19 protein-coding genes are annotated in these 18,299 nt (G+C 64.4%); 3 read left to right on the forward strand and 16 right to left on the reverse strand.

Features of this window, described 5'->3' with window-relative positions:
* Window positions 1-200 precede the first annotated feature (200 nt).
* On the forward strand, window positions 201-2,543 hold the full coding sequence (locus GGQ64_RS07185) for a methyl-accepting chemotaxis protein (RefSeq protein WP_183801339.1): 2,343 nt from the start codon (window positions 201-203) through the stop codon (window positions 2,541-2,543).
* Between the two features lie 61 nt (window positions 2,544-2,604).
* Here the strand turns inward: GGQ64_RS07185 and GGQ64_RS07190 are convergent, their stop codons facing one another.
* Window positions 2,605-3,549: a nucleoside hydrolase gene (locus tag GGQ64_RS07190; RefSeq protein ID WP_183801342.1), complete on the reverse strand. Its 945-nt coding sequence runs from the start codon at window positions 3,547-3,549 to the stop codon at window positions 2,605-2,607.
* A gap of 182 nt (window positions 3,550-3,731) precedes the next feature.
* Between GGQ64_RS07190 and GGQ64_RS07195 the strand changes: the two genes are divergently transcribed.
* Window positions 3,732-4,163, forward strand: a complete 432-nt coding sequence (locus GGQ64_RS07195) for an Hsp20 family protein (RefSeq protein WP_183801345.1) — start codon at window positions 3,732-3,734, stop codon at window positions 4,161-4,163.
* A 137-nt stretch (window positions 4,164-4,300) separates the two neighbouring features.
* Window positions 4,301-4,558 carry a BQ00720 family protein gene (locus tag GGQ64_RS07200; RefSeq protein WP_183801348.1) on the forward strand — a complete coding sequence of 86 codons (258 nt, stop codon included), beginning with the start codon at window positions 4,301-4,303 and terminating at the stop codon, window positions 4,556-4,558.
* Window positions 4,559-4,576: 18 nt separating this feature from the next.
* Here the strand turns inward: GGQ64_RS07200 and trmB are convergent, their stop codons facing one another.
* From trmB to trpS, 15 genes are all read right to left on the reverse strand, one after another.
* Window positions 4,577-5,278 carry a tRNA (guanosine(46)-N7)-methyltransferase TrmB gene (trmB, locus tag GGQ64_RS07205; RefSeq protein WP_183801351.1) on the reverse strand — a complete coding sequence of 234 codons (702 nt, stop codon included), beginning with the start codon at window positions 5,276-5,278 and terminating at the stop codon, window positions 4,577-4,579.
* Window positions 5,279-5,361: 83 nt separating this feature from the next.
* On the reverse strand, window positions 5,362-6,618 hold the full coding sequence (gene metK, locus GGQ64_RS07210; RefSeq protein WP_183801355.1) for a methionine adenosyltransferase: 1,257 nt from the start codon (window positions 6,616-6,618) through the stop codon (window positions 5,362-5,364).
* A 177-nt stretch (window positions 6,619-6,795) separates the two neighbouring features.
* On the reverse strand, window positions 6,796-7,212 hold the full coding sequence (locus tag GGQ64_RS07215) for a helix-turn-helix domain-containing protein (protein ID WP_183801358.1): 417 nt from the start codon (window positions 7,210-7,212) through the stop codon (window positions 6,796-6,798).
* Between the two features lie 146 nt (window positions 7,213-7,358).
* Window positions 7,359-8,945, reverse strand: a complete 1,587-nt coding sequence (lnt, locus tag GGQ64_RS07220) for an apolipoprotein N-acyltransferase (protein ID WP_183801361.1) — start codon at window positions 8,943-8,945, stop codon at window positions 7,359-7,361.
* 141 nt (window positions 8,946-9,086) lie between these two features.
* Complete coding sequence (locus tag GGQ64_RS07225) at window positions 9,087-10,301, reverse strand: hemolysin family protein (RefSeq protein WP_183801364.1); 1,215 nt, start codon at window positions 10,299-10,301, stop codon at window positions 9,087-9,089.
* Window positions 10,302-10,313: 12 nt separating this feature from the next.
* A complete protein-coding gene (gene ybeY / locus GGQ64_RS07230; protein WP_183801381.1) occupies window positions 10,314-10,817 on the reverse strand; it encodes an rRNA maturation RNase YbeY in 504 nt (167 codons plus the stop codon).
* A 21-nt stretch (window positions 10,818-10,838) separates the two neighbouring features.
* Window positions 10,839-11,894, reverse strand: a complete 1,056-nt coding sequence (locus GGQ64_RS07235) for a PhoH family protein (RefSeq protein WP_183801383.1) — start codon at window positions 11,892-11,894, stop codon at window positions 10,839-10,841.
* A 28-nt stretch (window positions 11,895-11,922) separates the two neighbouring features.
* Window positions 11,923-13,323 carry a tRNA (N6-isopentenyl adenosine(37)-C2)-methylthiotransferase MiaB gene (miaB, locus tag GGQ64_RS07240; protein ID WP_183801386.1) on the reverse strand — a complete coding sequence of 467 codons (1,401 nt, stop codon included), beginning with the start codon at window positions 13,321-13,323 and terminating at the stop codon, window positions 11,923-11,925.
* A gap of 83 nt (window positions 13,324-13,406) precedes the next feature.
* Window positions 13,407-14,195 (reverse strand): lyso-ornithine lipid O-acyltransferase, encoded by a 789-nt coding sequence (gene olsA, locus GGQ64_RS07245; RefSeq protein WP_183801389.1) that lies wholly within the window; start codon window positions 14,193-14,195, stop codon window positions 13,407-13,409.
* Between the two features lie 39 nt (window positions 14,196-14,234).
* Window positions 14,235-14,663: a Fur family transcriptional regulator gene (locus GGQ64_RS07250; protein WP_183801392.1), complete on the reverse strand. Its 429-nt coding sequence runs from the start codon at window positions 14,661-14,663 to the stop codon at window positions 14,235-14,237.
* A gap of 68 nt (window positions 14,664-14,731) precedes the next feature.
* Window positions 14,732-15,226 carry a GNAT family N-acetyltransferase gene (locus GGQ64_RS07255; protein WP_183801395.1) on the reverse strand — a complete coding sequence of 165 codons (495 nt, stop codon included), beginning with the start codon at window positions 15,224-15,226 and terminating at the stop codon, window positions 14,732-14,734.
* Window positions 15,227-15,229: 3 nt separating this feature from the next.
* Entirely contained in the window at window positions 15,230-15,892 is a 663-nt protein-coding gene (gene tsaB, locus GGQ64_RS07260) for a tRNA (adenosine(37)-N6)-threonylcarbamoyltransferase complex dimerization subunit type 1 TsaB (RefSeq protein ID WP_183801398.1), read from the reverse strand.
* 30 nt (window positions 15,893-15,922) lie between these two features.
* Window positions 15,923-16,492: a NifU family protein gene (locus GGQ64_RS07265; protein WP_183801401.1), complete on the reverse strand. Its 570-nt coding sequence runs from the start codon at window positions 16,490-16,492 to the stop codon at window positions 15,923-15,925.
* 116 nt (window positions 16,493-16,608) lie between these two features.
* On the reverse strand, window positions 16,609-17,097 hold the full coding sequence (locus tag GGQ64_RS07270) for a universal stress protein (RefSeq protein WP_183801404.1): 489 nt from the start codon (window positions 17,095-17,097) through the stop codon (window positions 16,609-16,611).
* Window positions 17,098-17,223: 126 nt separating this feature from the next.
* On the reverse strand, window positions 17,224-18,288 hold the full coding sequence (gene trpS / locus GGQ64_RS07275; protein WP_183801407.1) for a tryptophan--tRNA ligase: 1,065 nt from the start codon (window positions 18,286-18,288) through the stop codon (window positions 17,224-17,226).
* Window positions 18,289-18,299: the final 11 nt, after the last annotated feature.

Here is an 18,299-nt window from a genome sequence, read left to right on the forward strand (position 1 = left end):
GGAATTCGAGCCGCATCATATCAAATTCATTAAGGACTTGCAGATATTTGAAGTGCTTGGACGGATAGCTGGCGGAAAGCCGGATCCGCCCCCGGGAGCCGGTCGGCCTGTCCCGTTCTCCATGATGGAGCCATCCCCATTTCGATTGCGTCCTGCCGCCGCGCACCCGCGCGGCGAACGTCTCAGCTTGTGAGGATTTCATGTTCAACCTACGGCCCAAGTCGCTCGCGACAAAGCTGATTGCAGTTACCGGCGGAACGATCGCCGTCGTCCTGCTTGCATCGAATTTCATCCTGATCTCGCAGTCCAAGGGTCGCGTCGAAGCGCTGATCCTTAATGAAGCCAACAGCGAGGCCCGTGCCATTTCCGAAGACGTCGCCGGCGCCATCGGGGAACTGGCAAGCGCTGCCCGCTCGAACGCAGGCATCATCGCCAAGGGACACGAGGGCCAGTACCTCGACCGCAAGGCGGTCATCGACATGCTGCGGGTCGGCGCCGAGGCCAACGACTTCGCCTTCGGCAGCTGGTTCGCTGCGGAGAAGGACGCCTTCGACGGCAACTCCTCCGAGTATGTCGGAAACAAGGAGCTCGCCGGCAGCAAGGACGGCACGTTCAACCCCTACTGGACGAAGAACAAGGAGGGCGGCCTGACCTTCTCGACCTTCGAGTCCGACTATGAGGGCGGCTGGTACGCGCTCGCGGCCAAGAGCGGCAAGGGCGCCATGAGCCCGCCCTATGCCGAGAGCACGACCGGAGACAACGTCTCGATGGCTTCCATCGCCTACCCGGTCCTGTCCAACGGCAAGCTGATCGGCGTCAGCGGCGTCGATGTCCGTCTTTCGACGCTGGCCGAGCGCGTCTCCGCGCTGCACCCGTTCGGCTCCGGCCGCGTTCTCGTTTTGACGCAGACGGGCCAATGGCTCGTTCCGCCGCAGCCGGACCTTCTGATGAAGGACTATGACGGCGCCGGCAGCGATATCGTCAAGGAGGCCCTCGGCGCGCAGAAGCCGGGCTTCATCGCCAATCTCTCCTCCGACGGCCAGGAACCGTTCGACCGCGTCGTCTATCCGGTCGAGCTGCCTGGCGTGAACACCACCTGGGCCGTCCTCGTGGACATCCCGCATTCGGCGGCCGCTGCACCGGTCCGCGACCAGACCGTCATGATGGTCCTTGGTGGCGTGATCGTGCTCGGCGTCGTGCTGCTCGGCCTGTGGCTCGCCGTCCGCCACTTCGTGCAGAAGCCGCTTTCAAGCCTCGTTGCCGACGTCGACAGGCTTGGCCGCGGGGAATACGCAACGCCGATCGCCGGCCAGGAGCGTTCGGACGAGACCGGCGCGGTGGCCAAGGCGCTCGAAGGCTTCCGCCACCAGCTCGCTGATACCAAGCGCCTCGAAGCGGACGCGGAGAACCAGCGGCAGATGACCGAGAGCGAGCGCAGCCGGTCGGAAGCGGAGCGCCAGGCCTCCGGCGCCCTGCAGCGCGACATCGTCTCGCGGCTTGCCGAAGGGCTCTCGCGGCTTTCTGCCGGCGAACTGTCCTACCGCCTCTCCGACGACTTCCCGGGCGAATATGCAAAGCTCAAGAGCGACTTCAATTCCGCCATGGGCAGCCTCGAGGAGACGATCGGCACCGTCAATGCGTCGGTCTCCAACATCGGCAACGGCACCAACGAAATCTCCAACGGCGCCGCCGACCTTTCGCATCGCACCGAGCAGCAGGCCGCAAGCCTGGAAGAAACGGCCGCCGCCCTCGACCAGCTGACCTCCCAGGTCAATTCGAGCGCGGAGAACGCCCGCGTCGCCGCCCAGTCGGTCGCCACGGCCAGCGAGGACGCCGGCCGGTCGGGCGAAGTCGTCCAGAAGGCGATCGCCGCCATGAAGGGCATCGAGACGTCTTCCAGCGAGATCTCCAACATCATCGGCGTCATCGACGAGATCGCCTTCCAGACCAACCTTCTGGCTCTGAACGCCGGTGTCGAGGCCGCCCGCGCCGGCGACGCCGGCAAGGGCTTCGCCGTCGTCGCCCAGGAAGTGCGCGAACTGGCACAGCGCTCGGCAAATGCCGCCAAGGAGATCAAGACCCTCATCAATGCCTCCGAAACGCAGGTGCGCGAGGGCGTCGATCTCGTCGGCCGGACCGGCAATGCGCTGGAGAAGATCGCCGAGCAGGTTATGCAGATCAACGGCCTGATCCGGCAGATCTCGTCGTCTGCCTCCGAGCAGGCGGTCGGCCTCAAGGAGATCAACTCGGCCGTCAACCAGATGGACCAGGTGACCCAGCAGAATGCGGCGATGGTGGAGGAAACGACCGCCGCCAGCGTCTCGCTGAACGAGGAGGCGCGCACGCTGCAGTCGCTCGTCGCCCGCTTCCGCACCGGGCAGGCCCAGGCAGCAGCCGCGCGCCAGCCCCAGCGTCCAGCGAGGGCAACCGCTCCGGTTGCAACGGCGCCCCGTTCGGCGTTCTCCCGTCCCGCCGCTCCCCGCACAGTCCCGCAGGTGGCCGGCAACACCGCACTTGCACAGGACAACTGGGAAGAGTTCTGAGCCGGGAACTGCGCTTGAGGAAGAAAAGCGAACGGCGCCGCCCCTGCGGCGCCGTTTTACGTCAGAGCCGCGCCACGCGCTCGGTCAAAAGGTCGAAGAAGCCGTCGGCGTCGATCTCGCGCATGACCCGGGCATTTGAGTTGCGGCCGGTGACCTGCCACCAGTCGACGACCGTCATGCCCGCAGTCAGGGGCGAGGTGGTCTCGACCTCGACGTTGCACTGCCGCCCGCTGAAAAGCTCCGGCCGCAACAGGTAGGCGATCACCGTCGGATCGTGCAGCGGCCCGCCGTCGGAGCCGTATTTCTCGACGTCGAAACGCTCGAAGAACTCCAGCATGGCGACGAGGGCCAGCGCGGGCTGCGTGCCGATCGCACGCAACTTCTCCACCCGGGTGCGATGGGTGAGGACCTTGTGGGTGACGTCGAGCGGCATCATGACGATCGGGATGCCGGACCGGAACACCGCATCGGCCGCCTCGGGGTCGACATAGACGTTGAACTCCGCGGCCGGCGTGATGTTGCCGCCCTCGAAGAAGCCGCCGCCCATCATGACGATCTCGGCTATCCGGCCTGCCAGGTCCGGCGCCTTTTCCAGGGCGAGAGCGATGTTGGTCAGGGGTCCGAGCGTGCACAGCGTCACTGAGCCGGGCGGCTCGCTGCGGATCGTCTCGACGATGAAATCCACCGCGTGCATGTCCTGCAGCGCCATGGTCGGCTCCTTGAGATCCGGACCGTCGAGACCCGTCTTGCCGTGGACGTGCTCCGCGGTGACGAGGGGACGCCTGATGGGGGCATCGGCGCCTGCGAAGACCTTGACGTCCGGGCGCCCGCAGAGCTCGCAGAGGATGCGGGCATTGCGCGCAGTCAGGCTCAAGGGAACGTTGCCGGCGACGACGGTGATCCCCAGCACCTCCAGTTCGTCGGCGCTGCCGAAGGCCAACATGATCGCCGCGGCATCGTCCTGGCCCGGGTCGGTGTCTATGATGATCTTTCTTGGTTGCGACATGGGCCTTCACTTCTCCGAATCGTGTTGCCGCACCGGCAGGACGCGGCGAAACGGCGACTATATTTGCCGGACGGCACTTCGCAAGCGTCTTGCACGGGTGCAGGGCAACACCCATATTGCCTCATGCAGGGATGCCGAATGCGGGTCCCTCAACAAGTCGCTTGAAACCAAGGACTAACGACATGAGCCGAATTACGCCTTTTGCCAGCCCACTCCTCCTCGGCTTCGACGCCATGGAGAAAACTCTCGAGCGGATCGCCAAGGGCAATGACGGCTACCCTCCCTACAACATCGAACGCATTCGCGCCGATGGCGCTTCCGGCTCCCCGGAACGGCTTCGCATCACGCTCGCGCTGGCCGGCTTTTCGGAAGAGGAACTCGAAGTGACGACGGAGGAGAACCAGCTCATCGTGCGCGGTCGCCAGACCGACAGCGAAGAGCGGGACTACCTCTACCGGGGCATTGCCGCGCGGCAGTTCCAGCGCATGTTCGTCCTTGCCGACGGCATGCGGGTGCTGGGCGCCGAGCTACGCAACGGCCTTCTCGCCATCGACCTTGCACGGCCCGAACCCGAGCGCATGGTAAGGAAAATTAACATTTCCGTACCAGACTAGACCAAGTGCCGTTCCTGCGGGAACACCCGCCGGAGCTTCACCCACATACGGATATTTTCCGGATGCACCGACAGGTCATATCGACGGCGGGCATTCGGCAGGCCGGTAGCCAATCCGGCATATGCCAGGAGGCAAACATGGGACTGAAAGCCATTACCCCTCAAGTCACCAAGGCGGACCTCGCCCATCTGGGCGCGGGCGAAGTGGGCTATATCCGCAAGATGCGCGCCGACGAGGTTTCGCGCTGCTTCCCCGAAGCGCCGGATATCGATCCCACTCTCGACCTCTGGGCGCTCTTCGGCGCAGACGGCACGCCTATTCTCCTGACGGACAACCGTTCCAGCACCTTCTACAAGGCTGCCGAGGACGAACTTCGCACCGTCAGCCTGCACTGACAAAGAACCGTGGCGGGCTCAGGCCCGCCTGAAGGTGAGATAGGCCGAGCTACGACCTTCGCGCTTGGCCTTCGCCTCGTAGCGTGTGCCCGGCCAGCCGGCAAAAGGCGTCAGCCAGTCGGCGGCATTGTCGGCGGTCCATTCGAACGCGGGGTGCGCCGCGCAATGGGCCAACGTCCAGTTGACGTAGGTGTCGATGTCGGACGCGAAACAGAAGAGCCCGCCGGGCTTCACCACCCTTGCAAAGCGATCGAGGCTGGCACGCGATACGAAGCGGCGCTTCCAGTGCTTTTTCTTCGGCCACGGATCGGGATAGAGCAGGTCGACCTGGTCTATCGAGGCCGGTGGCAGCCAGTCCAGAACCTGCATCGCGTCATTGTCGTGGAGGCGGATGTTACGCGCGCCGGTCTCCTCGATCCGCCCCACGAGCTTCGCCATGGAATTGACGAACGGCTCCACGCCGATGAAGCCGGTCTGCGGGTTCTCGACTGCCCGATGGATCAGGTGCTCGCCGCCGCCGAAGCCTATCTCCAGCCGGATCCGCTGCGGGTCGACCGAGAAAAGAGCGGCGAGCCTCTCCGGTGCCGGCTGCGACAGGTCGAGAGCCAGCGTCGGCAGAACCTCGTCGAGCCGGCGTGCCTGGGCCTCGCGAAGCGGCTTTCCCTTGCGGCGTCCGAAAAAGGCTTCCGTGGCGCGTGTCGGGTGCGGCTGTTCTGTCATGACGGGTCTCTCACGATAAAAGCGGGCGTCTCCCATGGGAGGCACCCGCTTTACAGTCTTCAAACAGGGTCCGTAAAGGCCGATCAGGCCGCCTTGGCCGTCTCGGCCTTCAGCGCTTCCTTCAGCGGCTTGACGAGATCGAGCTTCTCCCAGGAGAAGGAACCGTCGCGCCCGGCCTTGCGGCCGAAATGGCCGTAGGCCGAGGTCTTGGAATAAATCGGCCGGTTCAGGTCGAGGTGACGGCGGATTCCCGAGGGCGAGAGGTCCATGACCTTGCGGATCGCGGCCTCGACCTCGTCCTCGGTCACCTTGCCGGTGCCGTGAAGATCGACATAGATCGACAGGGGCTGGGCCACGCCGATGGCGTAGGACAGCTGGATCGTGCAACGCTCGGCAAGGCTCGCTGCCACGACGTTCTTGGCCAGGTAGCGCGCGGCATAGGCAGCCGAACGGTCGACCTTGGTGGTGTCCTTGCCCGAGAAGGCGCCGCCACCATGGGGAGCGGCACCGCCGTAGGTATCGACGATGATCTTGCGGCCGGTCAGGCCGGCGTCGCCGTCCGGGCCGCCGATGACGAACTTGCCCGTGGGGTTGATGTACCAGTTGCAGTCGCCGGCGATCTTGATGTCGGCCAGCGCCTCGCGGATATAGGGCTCGACAACCTGGCGAACCTTCTTGGAATCCCAGCTGCCGTCGAGATGCTGGGTGGAAAGCACGATCGAGGCGACTTCGGCGGGCTTGCCGTCGACATACTTCACCGTCACCTGGCTCTTGGCGTCGGGGCCGAGCTTGGCGACGTCGCCATTGCCGTTCTTGCGGGCGTCGGCGAGCAGTTGCAGGATGCGGTGGGAGTAATAGATCGGCGCCGGCATCAGCTCGGCGGTCTCGCGGCAGGCATAGCCGAACATGATGCCCTGGTCGCCCGCACCCTCTTCGCCCTGCTGGTCGGCGGCGCTGTCCACGCCCTGGGCGATATCGACGGACTGGGCGTGCAGAAGCACGTCGATCTTGGCGCTCTTCCAGTGGAAGCCGCTCTGCTCGTAGCCGATGTCGCGGATTGCCTTGCGTGCCGCGGACTTGAACTTCGAGGGGTTGATGACGTCGTTGCCATCCTTGTCCTTCTTCAGAAGGCTCGGCGGCAGGCGCACCTCACCGGCAATCACGACGCGGTTGGTGGTCGCCAGCGTTTCACAGGCGATACGGACCGTCCAGGGATCATACTTGGTCTTGGCCGCCTCGCGGTAGACCAGGTCGACGATCTCGTCGGAAATGCGATCGCAAACCTTGTCGGGATGCCCCTCGGCCACGGACTCGCTGGTGAAGAGGTAATTGCTGCGCATACGGGATTCCCCTCAATGAAGATGTGTCCCGTATTAGTCAGTTCGAGGTCGAAAAACAAGCACAGAACGACATAAACATATCTTTATATGCGATTATTTCCCCAATGAGCCCGCAAAAAGAAAACGGCTCCAAAAGGAGCCGTTTTCTTGCATGAGTTTTTCTGTCGAGGCGAACGTCTATTCCTCCGCCTCGGCGGCGAGCGCCTTCACGAGATCCACGAGCTTGCGGCGAACCTTGGGATCGCTGATCTTGACGAAGGACCGGTTGAGTTGCAGCCCCTCCGAAGAGGAGAGAAAGTCGACCACGTAATTCGAGCTGGACGCTTCGGCCATTCCCGGCTGGTTTCCGGTGTTGTCCCCCGGCGCATCCTCGAAGAAAAACGAAACCGGCACGTTGAGTATGCTGGAAATGTTCTGCAGACGGCTCGCGCCGACGCGGTTGGTGCCTTTTTCGTATTTCTGGATCTGCTGGAAGGTGATCCCCAAATTTTCGCCCAATTTTTCCTGGCTCATACCAAGCATGGTTCGGCGAAGGCGGATCCGGCTACCGACGTGAATGTCGATCGGGTTCGGCTTCTTTTTGTTTTCCATCATTGCTGTTGTCCTAACGCACGAAATGGCCCCATTTACCCGGCATCTATCATAAGCCTTAACGTCACGTTGTATCCGAGAACTTTTCGGACTTTATAATACTTATAAAATGCCGGTATTTGCCACTATGCAATTTTAGGGGTTTTTGGTCAATTCGCATGCCGGATAAAACCAATGCGAGAAAACGCCCCTATTCCGAAAAAAATTGCAACTGCAGACCAAAACCACAGGTTTCGTGACACAGTGTCATGAAACGCAGCGTTCTTTCCCGGAATGGTTGCATCTATAAAGCCTTCCATATTATAAGGAAGCCCTAATACAACTCTGCCTTTTGCGTCCACGACGGCGGAAATTCCGGTATTGGCGACCCGCACCAGCGGCAGCCCTGTCTCGACCGAACGCACCTGCGCCTGATGGAAATGCTGGTAGGGACCCGGGGTGTCGCCGAACCATGCATCGTTGGTGACGTTCAGCAGGGCATCGGTGGAATAGGCGGCGGCTTCGATCTCATCGGGAAAGATCGCCTCATAGCAGACCATCGGGTAGAACGAGCGGTTGGAGGGCAGAGCCAGCACCTGGTGCGCGCGCGCGGCGGAAAAACCACCGGGCAGCGTGGCCACGGCGCTGACGCCCCAGGAGTTCAGGAGATCCTCGAACGGCATGTACTCGCCGAAGGGCACGAGATGCACCTTGTCAGTCGCGCCCAGGATCTGGCCGGTCCCGTCGATCGCATAGATGGAGTTGTAGTAACGCGGCTCCTTGCCGGCGCCCGCGTCCTCGGTCCGCACAGCGCCTGCGATCAGCACCTGATCGTCCTGCAGGACAGCGGCGATGCGCGTCAGCGCGTCGGGATTGTCCGTCAGGATGAAGGGGATGGATGTCTCCGGCCAGACGATGATGTCCGGCCGCTTCTCGCCGGAGGGCGGGGCGCCGCTGAGGGCTAGGTGCTTTTCGAAGATCGCCACGCGATTGGCGTCGTCCCACTTGCCGGCCTGGTCGATGTTGGGCTGCACCAGGCGGACCGTCACATCGGTATCGGCAGGCTCGGGCATCACCCGGAGCGCATAGAAACCGTAACCCGCCTGCAGCACCAGGAGCAACCCTGCGATCGACAGCCCGAGCCGCTTGCCCCGTCCCGTCCACAGGAGCGCCGGGGCTGCGAAGACGAACACCGCCAGCACATTCATGCCGGCGACGCCTATGATGCGCGCCGGCTGCATCATCAGCGGGATCGGCATTGCGCCGTAGCCGATGGCGTTCCAGGGAAAGCCGGTAAACAGGAACGAACGCAGCCACTCCGCGACACCGAAGGCCGCGGCGAGCGCGAAAATGCGCCCGACGCCATCCGACCAGAACAGGCGCGCAAGTGCTGCGGCAAATCCGTAGTAGAACGCCAGGATGGCGGGCAGGCCGATAACCGCCAGCGGCAATGCCCAGGCGAACGCCTCGGCATCGACGAGCAGCGCGTTGCCGAGCCACCAGAGCCCGCCCAGGAAATAGCCGAAGCCGAAGCACCAGCCGACGCGGAATGCCGGCGCGAGCCTGCGGACGAACCCCGCATCGGGATTGCCGCTGGCGCCGTCGAGCAGCCAGACCAGGACTGAAAAGGATACGAACAGGGCTGCGAAGAAGCCGAAGGGCTGCAGCGCCAGCACGCCGAACAATCCCGCCAGGAATGCCGTCAGCGCCCGGGCCCAACCGGACAACAGCATCACCCTCCCCGCCAGACGTGTCATGCCGCCTCTCTCGAACCATCGCGAATCAGCGCGGCAAGTCTTCCAAAAAAAGCAGCGCTTGTCGCGCGCCGTCGGCAGAATACAGGGGATGCGGAAACGGCATCGGGAAACCGCCGGCCGTCTGGCCGACGCCTGCTGTCCTCAGGCATTGCCTTCGGTCTTGCCGTCCTCGGTGAGCACATGCTCCTGGGGCGGCGGAAGCTGCCCCTCGCCTTCCGGCCTCGCCAGACGCCTGCGGGTGGGAGAAGAACGCTTACGGGTGATGCGCACGCGCTTGACGCGCCTGGGATCAGCATCGAGCACGTGGAACTCGAACCCCGGCAGCGCCTGGACGACTTCACCGCGCACCGGTATGCGGCCGAGGGAGCCGAAGATGAGGCCGCCCAGCGTATCGGCGTCCTCGAGTTGCTCGCGAATGTCGAAATCGCGGCCGATCGTCTCGGAAAGCTCCTCGAGCTCGGCGCGCGCATCGGCGATGAAGACGTCGTCGGAAACGCGCGTGATCGTCGCCTGGTCGTCGTCGTGCTCGTCCTCGATATTGCCCACGACCATCTCGACGATGTCCTCGAGCGAGGCCAGGCCGTCGGTTCCGCCGTATTCGTCGATCACAAGTGCCATCTGCGTGCGCGTCGCCTGCATCCGGCCCATCAGGTCGGAGGCCAGCATGGAGGGCGGCACGAACAGCACGGGGCGGATGATGCTGGCTTCGACGACCGTCTTGGTCAGATCGATCCGGGCCAGGTCGAATTCCGCCTTCGGCGTCTTTGCCGGCTTTTCTCCGGCTGTTGCCGCGGCAACGCCGTTCGCCGCCTTGGCGCCGGCGGCCAACCTGGCGCTGATTGCCACCTTCGGGGAGGCTGCGGCCTTCGTGCCGTTGCGCCGCTTGTTGCGCGCCTGCTTGGTCACGTAGGCCAGAAGATCGCGGATGTGGACCATGCCGCGCGGATCGTCGAGGCTTTCGCAGTAGACCGGCATGCGCGAATGGCCGGATTCCTCGAAGATCATCATCAGTTCACCGATGGTGATGTCCTGCTCCACCGCCTCGATATCGGCACGCGGCACCATCACGTCCTCGACCCGAACCTCGCGGAAACGGAGAATGTTGTGGAGCATCGCCCGTTCCTCGGGCGAAAAGGCGGCATCCCCCTCGGGGGCCGGGGTCCTCAACGCTTCTGCCAGGTCGTGGCGAAGCGACGACGCATCGCTGCTTCTGAAGAAGCGCATCGCGCGTGACCAGAAATTCCTTGCCGGACTCGCCTGCGGTTCCGGCCTGGGCGTACTGCCCCCGTCATCCTGTTCCGAGGCACCGGCCTCGTCGGTATCAGCCGAAAGCGGCTGTGATCTCAAATCGCTCATTGTTCCAAACTGTCAAACCGGGTCGTCCCCGTACGGATCAGATAGGCCAAGCTCGCCCAAAATGCGAGTCTCCAGCCCTTCCATTTCTTCGGCCTCGTCGGTTTCCAGATGATCATAACCGAAGAGGTGCAGAAATCCATGCACCAAAAGATGTGTCAGGTGCTCCTCGAACGGCTTGCCCATTTCGGCCGCCTCGCGCGTCAGAGTCTCGTGCGCCAGGATGATGTCGCCGAGCATCGGGCCCGGCATGTCGCCGGGCTGCACCGGAAAGGCCGGGAAGGAAAGCACGTTCGTCGGCTTGTCCTGCCCACGCCATTCGGCGTTGATCGTGCGGATCGAGGCGTCGTCGGTGAAGAGCAAGGACAGTTCGGGGGGCGTACCCGGCAGGGGTTGCCCCTCTTCGCGCGCAAGATGGCGCGCGGCCGTTACGATCACGCGTTCGCTCATGGAAAGGAGCGTCTTCTCGGCGGGCCAGGGGCCCGCCTCGACGCTGATCTGAATCTCAATTTCGCTCATCGATCTTTTGGCAGGACCGCCTCAGCGGTCCATGTGCTCGCTTTCGTCCTGAACGGCGCTCTGGGACTCATAGGCTCGGACGATCCGCGCCACCATCGGATGGCGGACGACGTCGACGTCCTTGAACCGCACCACCGAAACGCCCTCGACGCCGCGAAGGATCTGCAGCGCCTCGACCAGGCCGGATTTCGTGCCGCGCGGCAGGTCGATCTGGCTCGGGTCGCCGGTGACGATCATGCGGCCGTTCTCGCCGAGGCGGGTGAGGAACATCTTCATCTGCATCGAGGTCGTGTTCTGCGCCTCGTCGAGGATGACGGCGGCATTCGCCAGCGTGCGCCCGCGCATGAAGGCCAGCGGGGCGATCTCGATGACACCGGCGGTGATGGCGCGTTCGACCTTGTCGCCCGGCATCATGTCGTAGAGCGCATCATAGAGCGGCCGCAGATAGGGGTCGACCTTTTCCTTCATGTCGCCGGGCAGGAAGCCGAGCCGCTCGCCCGCCTCCACCGCCGGTCGCGACAACACGATCCGGTCGACCGCGCCGCGCTCCAGCAGCTGCGCCGCATAGGCGACGGCGAGATAGGTCTTGCCGGTGCCGGCGGGCCCGACGCCGAAGACGAGCTCCGAGCGCTCCAGCGCGCGAATATAGGCATCCTGCGTCGGCGTGCGGGCGACGATCGTCTTCTTGCGGGTGGAAATCTGCGACATGGTCAGCTTGGCCTTGCGCTCCATGGTCGGCAGCAGGAGTTGGTCGTCGGCGGCAACGGCCATGCGGATCGCACCCTCGACGTCGGAGAGTTCGACCGAGCCACCGCTCTGCAGCCGTCCGTAGAGATAGTCGAGCGCGCGGCGGGCCTGGTTGGTCGCCACGATGTCGCCGCTGATCGAGACCGAATTGCCGCGGGGCCGCGCCTCGACCTGCAGCCGCTGTTCCAGAAGCTTGAGGTTCTGGTCGAACTGACCGAAGAGCTCGCTTGCGTATCGGTTGTTTTCGAAGGTGAGCACGAAGTGATTTGCGTCTGTCGCAGGCGGTTTCGACTGGCGCGGCGATGTCGTCATCAATTCGTGTCCGTTCAAGCGGCAACGCTCCCTTGCTGTCCGCCCCTCAACCAATCGCCTCGGCGAAAAGGCTGTTCGGGCCGGCACCGGTGATTCGTACCCTTATAATGTCACCGATTTCGGAGCCGTTTGCATCAACATTAACAGGGTGAAGCCAAGGCGATCGTCCGACGAGCTGCCCGGGCATCCGGCCCGGCTTTTCGAGCAGAAGATCGATCTCCTTGCCGACGCATCCTGCGGCGAAGGCGGTCTGCTGCTGGAACAGCAGGGCCTGCAGTCTCTCCAGGCGCTCGGACTTTACACCCTCGGGAACGTGTCCGTCCATCTCCGCACCCGGCGTGCCCGGCCGGATCGAGTACTTGAAGGAGAAAGCCTGCGCATAGCCGACATTGTGGACAAGTGCCATCGTGTCCTCGAAGTCCTCGTCCGTCTCGCCGGGGAAGCCGACGATGAAGTCGCCGGAAATGGCGAGGTCCGGCTGGACGGTGCGGATGCGTTCGATCAGGGCGACATAGTCGGCTGCCGTGTGGCGCCGGTTCATCGCCTTCAGGATCCGGTCGGAACCGGACTGCACCGGCAGGTGCAGGTAGGGCATCAGCTTCGGCAGGTCGCGGTGGGCTGCGATCAGCGCCTCGTCCATGTCGCGCGGATGGCTGGTGGTGTAACGGATGCGCGCCAGTCCCTCGATCTCCGACAGGCGGGAAAGCAGGGCGCCCAGTCCCATCTCCACGCCGTTTCCGCCTTCACCGTGCCAGGCGTTGACGTTCTGGCCCAAAAGCGTGATCTCGCGCACCCCGGCCTCGACCAGCCGCTCCGCCTCCGCCACGATCTGGGAAAGCGGCCGGGAGACCTCGGAGCCGCGGGTATAGGGTACGACGCAGAAGGTGCAGAACTTGTCGCAGCCTTCCTGCACAGTCAGGAACGCCGTGACCCCGCGGGCACGCGTCTGCGCCTTCTTCGGTGCCGGCAGATGCTCGAACTTGTCCTCGATCGCGTAGTCCGTATCGACGACGCGCTCGCCCTCCTTGGCACGGCTCAGCGCCTCGGGGAGACGATGATAGGTCTGCGGGCCGATCACGAGATCGACGGCCGGCGCCCGGCGCAGGATCTCGCTGCCTTCGGCCTGGGCGACGCAGCCGGTGACGCCGATCACGAATTCGCGGCCGTCCTTGGCACGCGCCTTCTTCATGTCGCGCAGGCGCCCGAGCTCGGAATAGACCTTCTCCGCCGCCTTCTCGCGGATGTGACAGGTGTTGAGGAGCACGAGGTCCGCGTCCTCGATCGTCGTCGTCGGCTCATAGCCGTCCTTCGACAGCGCATCCGTCATGCGTTCGCTGTCATAGACGTTCATCTGGCAGCCATAGGTCTTCACGAACACCTTGCGGCTGCTGCGTGGAGCGGTGGCCGGCTGCTCGGTCGCCCGGCTTGCGGAAATCTGGTCTGTCATGGGCGGGTCCTTAGTCGAAAAAGCCCGGGAATTGAAGCCCTGTCGATCGAAAGCCGGTGAACGGGCCGGTACGGTGGTGGCGGTCATCGGGCGCGCAGCCTGTCGCCCAGCATCGTGCGAATGCGCCTCTCCACCTCGCGGCTCAGCGCCTTGCGATTGCCGGAGGCATCGTAGGGGATCATCTCGCCGAAATCGACGTCGATCTCGAAGGCGCCCTCCTTCAGGATGCCGAACAGGTGCGGCACCATCTCGATGTCGCCAGGCCATGCGACGATCGGCCGGTGATAGCGCCCGATCGCCATGCCATGGATCCCGGTATAGGCGATCGAGACGGGCTGGATGAAAACCGTCCCGCCCGGCACCTGGGCCGCCGCGGTGGCTGCCGCGCCGAACAGCGACGTCTTGACTTCCAGCAGCCGGTTTCCATCCGAGGTCGTGCCTTCCGGAAACAGTACCACGATCTCGCCGTCCGCCATCCGCCGCGCGATCTCGCTCACCTGCTCGCCGGTCTTGCGCTTCTCCTCGCGCACGACGAAGATCGAGGCCTGCAGGCGTGCGAGCAGGCCGAACACCGGCCAGTCGCGCACCTCTGACTTGGCGATGTAGACGACGTCGGCGATCGCGCCGAGCACGAGAATGTCCTTCCAGGAGGCGTGGTTCGCAACCAGCATCAGCGGCCGCCGTTTCTCCGGCGAGCCGTGCACCCGCACCTTCAGCCCGAGCAGCGCGCAGGCCACCCGATGCCATAGCCGCGGGATGCGGCGGCGGGGCTTCAGATCGAAGCGGAGACAGAGGAGTTGGGCCGGAAGCAACGCCAGCGTCACGATCGCCAGGCAGAGGAGGACAAGGACGATGCGAAGCCAGGAGATCAATCAGATCCTGCAAGCAGGCGATGGCACCATGCGACCGCCCTACTCGCCCTCCTTCTTGAGCGGCACGCCGTAGAGCTCGAGTCGGTGATCGACCAGCCGGAAGCCGTGCTCGCGGGCGATCTTCTCCTGCAGCGCCTCGATCTCCGGCGAATGAAACTCGATGACGGTACCCGTCTTCAGGTCGATCAGGTGGTCGTGATGCTCTTCGGGCACGGTCTCGTAGCGCGAGCGGCCGTCGCGAAAGTCATGGCGCTCGATGATGCCGGCGTCCTCGAACAGCTTGACGGTGCGGTAGACCGTGGAGATCGAGATGCGCGGATCGACCTCGGCGGAACGGCGATAGAGTTCCTCGACGTCCGGGTGATCGGCGGAGCCCTCCAGAACGCGGGCGATCACGCGACGCTGCTCGGTCATGCGCATGCCGCGCTCGACGCAAAGCTCTTCCAGCGTTTTTTCCACTTCCGTCATGTCGTCCCAGGTCCCATCGCAAGCACGTCCAGGGCTGCACCCGAACATGCGGCCCTGCCAGAAGGGGACTAGCGAAGATCGCGCCGCATGACAAGCGCCGTGGACCGGCGACCGGCCTGCTCGTAGTAGGCCTTGCGCTCGCCGACCTTGGCAAAGCCGAGCTTCTCATAGAGCCTGAGCGCTGCGAGATTTCCCTCGTCCACCTCGAGGAATATCTCCTCGGCGCCGCGCATGCGCGCCTCGCGCAGGACGGCCTGCATCAGCCGCCAGCCGAGCCCGGCACGCTCGAAGCGGGCATCGACGCCGATCGTCAGGATCTCCGCCTCGCCGGCCGCCGCGCGCGCCAGGACGAATCCGCCCGAGGGACGGCCGGACGCATTGGTCTGCCAGGCGATGAAGCCGAACACGGTGTCCTGCGACAGCAGCGAATGGAACTCGCCGTCGCTCCAGGCGCGGGCAAAGCGGGCCTTGTGCAGGCTCGCGATCACCCCGCGATCCTCCGGCTCAATGGGGAAGATCTCGAATTCGGGCGGCTTGCGGAGGAAGAAGTCGGTCAGTGACACGGATCACGCCCTCGCAATGGCAAAACCGGCCTGGGGCTTGGCGCCCGGGCCACGGAGATAGAGTGGTTTCGGCTTGTCGGCCACGGGGTCGGCCAGCACGCCGAGGCGGGCCACCACCTCGATCGGGATCGGCCGGGGCGGTTCGCTCTCGCCGGTGGTTCCGGCAAGGAGCGGCGCTGCCGAGCCGATGACGGCCCCACGGGAGGCATCGGCTGCCGATCGCGCTTCTTCGAGCGGCAGGATCAGCGGTTCTGTGATCGCCGAACCGTCGGCGGCAAAGGCCTGGCAATAGGCCTCGCCGCGCTTGGCGTCGATCGCGGCGAATACGGGCGTCGCCGGATGGCCGGAAAGATGCGCCGCTGCGATCGCTGCCAGCGTCGAAACACCGACGGCGGGAACCCCCAGCGCCAGAGACAGTCCGCGGGCCGCCGCCACGCCGACGCGGATGCCGGTGAAAGAGCCCGGCCCGATGGTCACGGCGATACGCTCGACTGCAGACAGTTCGACGCCGGCCCTTTCGAGCGCGACGTCGATGAAATCCATCAGCCGCTCGGCATGGCCGCGGCCGATTTCTTCCCCGGCAATGCCGAGCGTGACGTTCCTGTCGCTATCGTGGATGGCCGCGAAGCAGCCGCTGCCGGACGTATCGATCGCCAGCAGGATCATCGGTGGCACCCGCGAGAGGGGTGCCGGAAATCACATGATCGCTTCAACTTCCTGAACTTCCGGTACGAAATGGCGCAACAGGTTCTGCACGCCGTGCTTCAAGGTGGCGGTTGAAGAGGGGCATCCCGAGCAGGCGCCCTTCATGTTGAGATAGACGCGACCGTCGCGATAGCCCTTGAAGGTGATATCGCCGCCGTCCTGGGCGACTGCGGGGCGGACGCGGGTTGCGAGCAGTTCCTTGATCGTTGCGACGATGGCTTCGTCGCCTTCGTCGTAGAATTCGTCCTCGTCGCTCTCGTCGCCGCCGAGCGCGCCGCCGGCCAGGATCGGCTGGCCGGACATGAAGTGTTCCATGATCGTGCCGAGGATCGCCGGCTTCAGGTGCTGCCAGTCGGCACTGTCCTTGGTGACGGTGATGAAGTCGTAGCCGAAGAAGACACCGGTGACGCCGGGGACGCCGAACAGGCGGGCGGCCAGCGGCGACGCTGCCTGTGCCTCGGTCTCGTCGCGGAACTCCGCCGTTCCCTCTTCCAGCACGACCTTGCCGGGAAGGAACTTCAGGGTTGCCGGGTTCGGCGTCGTCTCGGTCTGGATGAACATCGTTTCGTCTCCATGCCGTCGGGGTTCAAGGCTCCGCGGCGAATGTTTAGAACTATTCAAAAGAAAATAGGCTTTTCCGGCCGCCGCATCAAGGCATGGCCGCCGGAATCGTGACATCAGCTCAGCGCGTCGATTTCCTCGTCGGTCAGGGTCTCCGGAATGACGGTGACCGGGATCGGGAAAGCGGCCCGGCCGGCAAGCGACGACACCAGGGGTCCGGGGCCCTCCTTGGCGGAGCCCGCCGCCAGGACGAGGATCGCGATGTCCCGGTCCTCCTCGATCTGGGCATTGATCTGGTCGGCCGCGCTACCTTCGCGGATGACGATCTCCGGCTCGATGCCAAGGCTTTCGCGCACCGTCTGGGCCGCCTTGGCGACGATGGCCTCGGCCTCCTCGCGCGCCTCGGCGCGCATGATCTCCTCAACGCCCAGCCATTCGCGGAAATCGCCGGTCGGGATCACATAGAGCAGCACGACGGCGCCGTTGGAGTTCCTCGCCCGCGACGCCGCATAGTGCGTGGCGCGCTGGCACTCGGGCGTCTCGTCGACGATCGCCAGGAACTTCCGCCGGTGGCCCTCCAGGCGTGACAGTCGTGTCGATACCATTTCTCACTCACCTTCGCCCTGATTCAGCCCCAGCTTATACCAAATCCGGGCGATGGGAATTGGCCAGAAACCTCCACCTCCCTCTTCTCCCCCCGGGGAGAAGAGGCGCCTCCGGCGCCTAACGTCTCAGCGCAGGAAGCCGATGATGTCGGAGACCTCGGCCATGGTCTTCTCCGCCCGGGCGCGGGCCCGTTCGCCGCCGTTCCTGAGGATGGCGTCGATATGGGCGGTGTCGTCCATCAGCCGGCGCATCTCGGCGGTGATCGGCGAGAGGACGGTGACGGCAAGATCGACCAGCGCGGGCTTGAAGGTGGAGAACTGCTGGCCGCCGAACTCGGACAGCACGTCAGCCTTCGACCTGTCTGACAGGGCGGCATAGATGCCGACGAGGTTTTCCGCCTCCGGCCGTCCCTTCAGCCCCTCGGCCTCGGAAGGCAACGCCTCGGGGTCGGTCTTGGCCTTGCGGATCTTCTTCGAGATCGTCTCGGCATCATCCATAAGGTTGATGCGGGACAGATCGGACGGGTCGGACTTCGACATTTTCTTGGTGCCGTCGCGCAGGCTCATGACGCGCGGCGCCGGGCCCTCGATCATCGGCTCGACCATCGGGAAGTAGGCGTGCACGGGCTCGTCGCCGACCAGGATGTCGACGCCGGTGCCGGTGGCGCGGATATTGTCCCTGAAGTCGAGATTGAACTTCATGGCGATGTCGCGGGCCAGTTCCAGGTGCTGCTTCTGGTCGTCGCCGACCGGAACGTGGGTGCCACGGTAGACGAGGATGTCGGCGGCCATCAGGCTCGGATAGGCGAGCAGTCCGAGCGAGGCGTTCTCGCGATCCTTGCCGGCCTTGTCCTTGAACTGGGTCATCCGGTTCATCCAGCCGATGCGGGCCACACAGTTGAAGATCCAGGCCAGTTCGGCATGCTGCGGCACGGCCGATTGGTTGAAAACAATATGCTTTTCCGGATCGATGCCGGAAGCGATGAAGGCTGCCGCGATCGAGCGGATCTGCCCTTTCAGGTCCTCGTGGACAAGCTGGGCGGTGATCGAGTGCAGGTCGACGACGCAGTAGATGCAGTCGTTGTCTGCCTGCAGCGCGACGAACTTGCGGATGGCGCCGAGATAGTTGCCGAGATGGAGGTTGCCCGTCGGCTGAACGCCGGAAAAGACGAGCGGCTTGAAAGCGGTCATGATGTCCTCGT

This window comes from Mycoplana azooxidifex, assembly GCF_014196765.1.
Classification (GTDB): Bacteria; Pseudomonadota; Alphaproteobacteria; order Rhizobiales; family Rhizobiaceae; genus Mycoplana; species Mycoplana azooxidifex.

Bases quoted from the DNA above. Each gene is read 5' to 3' on its own strand.
- GGQ64_RS07185 (WP_183801339.1), top strand. From the start codon at position 201: ATGTTCAACCTACGGCCCAAGTCGCTCGCGACAAAGCTGATTGCAGTT.
- ybeY (WP_183801381.1), bottom strand. From the start codon at position 10,817: ATGAGCGAAATTGAGATTCAGATCAGCGTCGAGGCGGGCCCCTGGCCC.
- GGQ64_RS07190 (WP_183801342.1), bottom strand. From the start codon at position 3,549: ATGTCGCAACCAAGAAAGATCATCATAGACACCGACCCGGGCCAGGAC.
- GGQ64_RS07250 (WP_183801392.1), bottom strand. From the start codon at position 14,663: ATGACGGAAGTGGAAAAAACGCTGGAAGAGCTTTGCGTCGAGCGCGGC.
- trpS (WP_183801407.1), bottom strand. From the start codon at position 18,288: ATGACCGCTTTCAAGCCGCTCGTCTTTTCCGGCGTTCAGCCGACGGGC.
- GGQ64_RS07195 (WP_183801345.1), top strand. From the start codon at position 3,732: ATGAGCCGAATTACGCCTTTTGCCAGCCCACTCCTCCTCGGCTTCGAC.
- GGQ64_RS07270 (WP_183801404.1), bottom strand. From the start codon at position 17,097: ATGGTATCGACACGACTGTCACGCCTGGAGGGCCACCGGCGGAAGTTC.
- trmB (WP_183801351.1), bottom strand. From the start codon at position 5,278: ATGACAGAACAGCCGCACCCGACACGCGCCACGGAAGCCTTTTTCGGA.
- lnt (WP_183801361.1), bottom strand. From the start codon at position 8,945: ATGACACGTCTGGCGGGGAGGGTGATGCTGTTGTCCGGTTGGGCCCGG.
- metK (WP_183801355.1), bottom strand. From the start codon at position 6,618: ATGCGCAGCAATTACCTCTTCACCAGCGAGTCCGTGGCCGAGGGGCAT.
- tsaB (WP_183801398.1), bottom strand. From the start codon at position 15,892: ATGATCCTGCTGGCGATCGATACGTCCGGCAGCGGCTGCTTCGCGGCC.
- GGQ64_RS07200 (WP_183801348.1), top strand. From the start codon at position 4,301: ATGGGACTGAAAGCCATTACCCCTCAAGTCACCAAGGCGGACCTCGCC.
- miaB (WP_183801386.1), bottom strand. From the start codon at position 13,323: ATGACAGACCAGATTTCCGCAAGCCGGGCGACCGAGCAGCCGGCCACC.
- GGQ64_RS07215 (WP_183801358.1), bottom strand. From the start codon at position 7,212: ATGATGGAAAACAAAAAGAAGCCGAACCCGATCGACATTCACGTCGGT.
- GGQ64_RS07225 (WP_183801364.1), bottom strand. From the start codon at position 10,301: ATGAGCGATTTGAGATCACAGCCGCTTTCGGCTGATACCGACGAGGCC.
- GGQ64_RS07265 (WP_183801401.1), bottom strand. From the start codon at position 16,492: ATGTTCATCCAGACCGAGACGACGCCGAACCCGGCAACCCTGAAGTTC.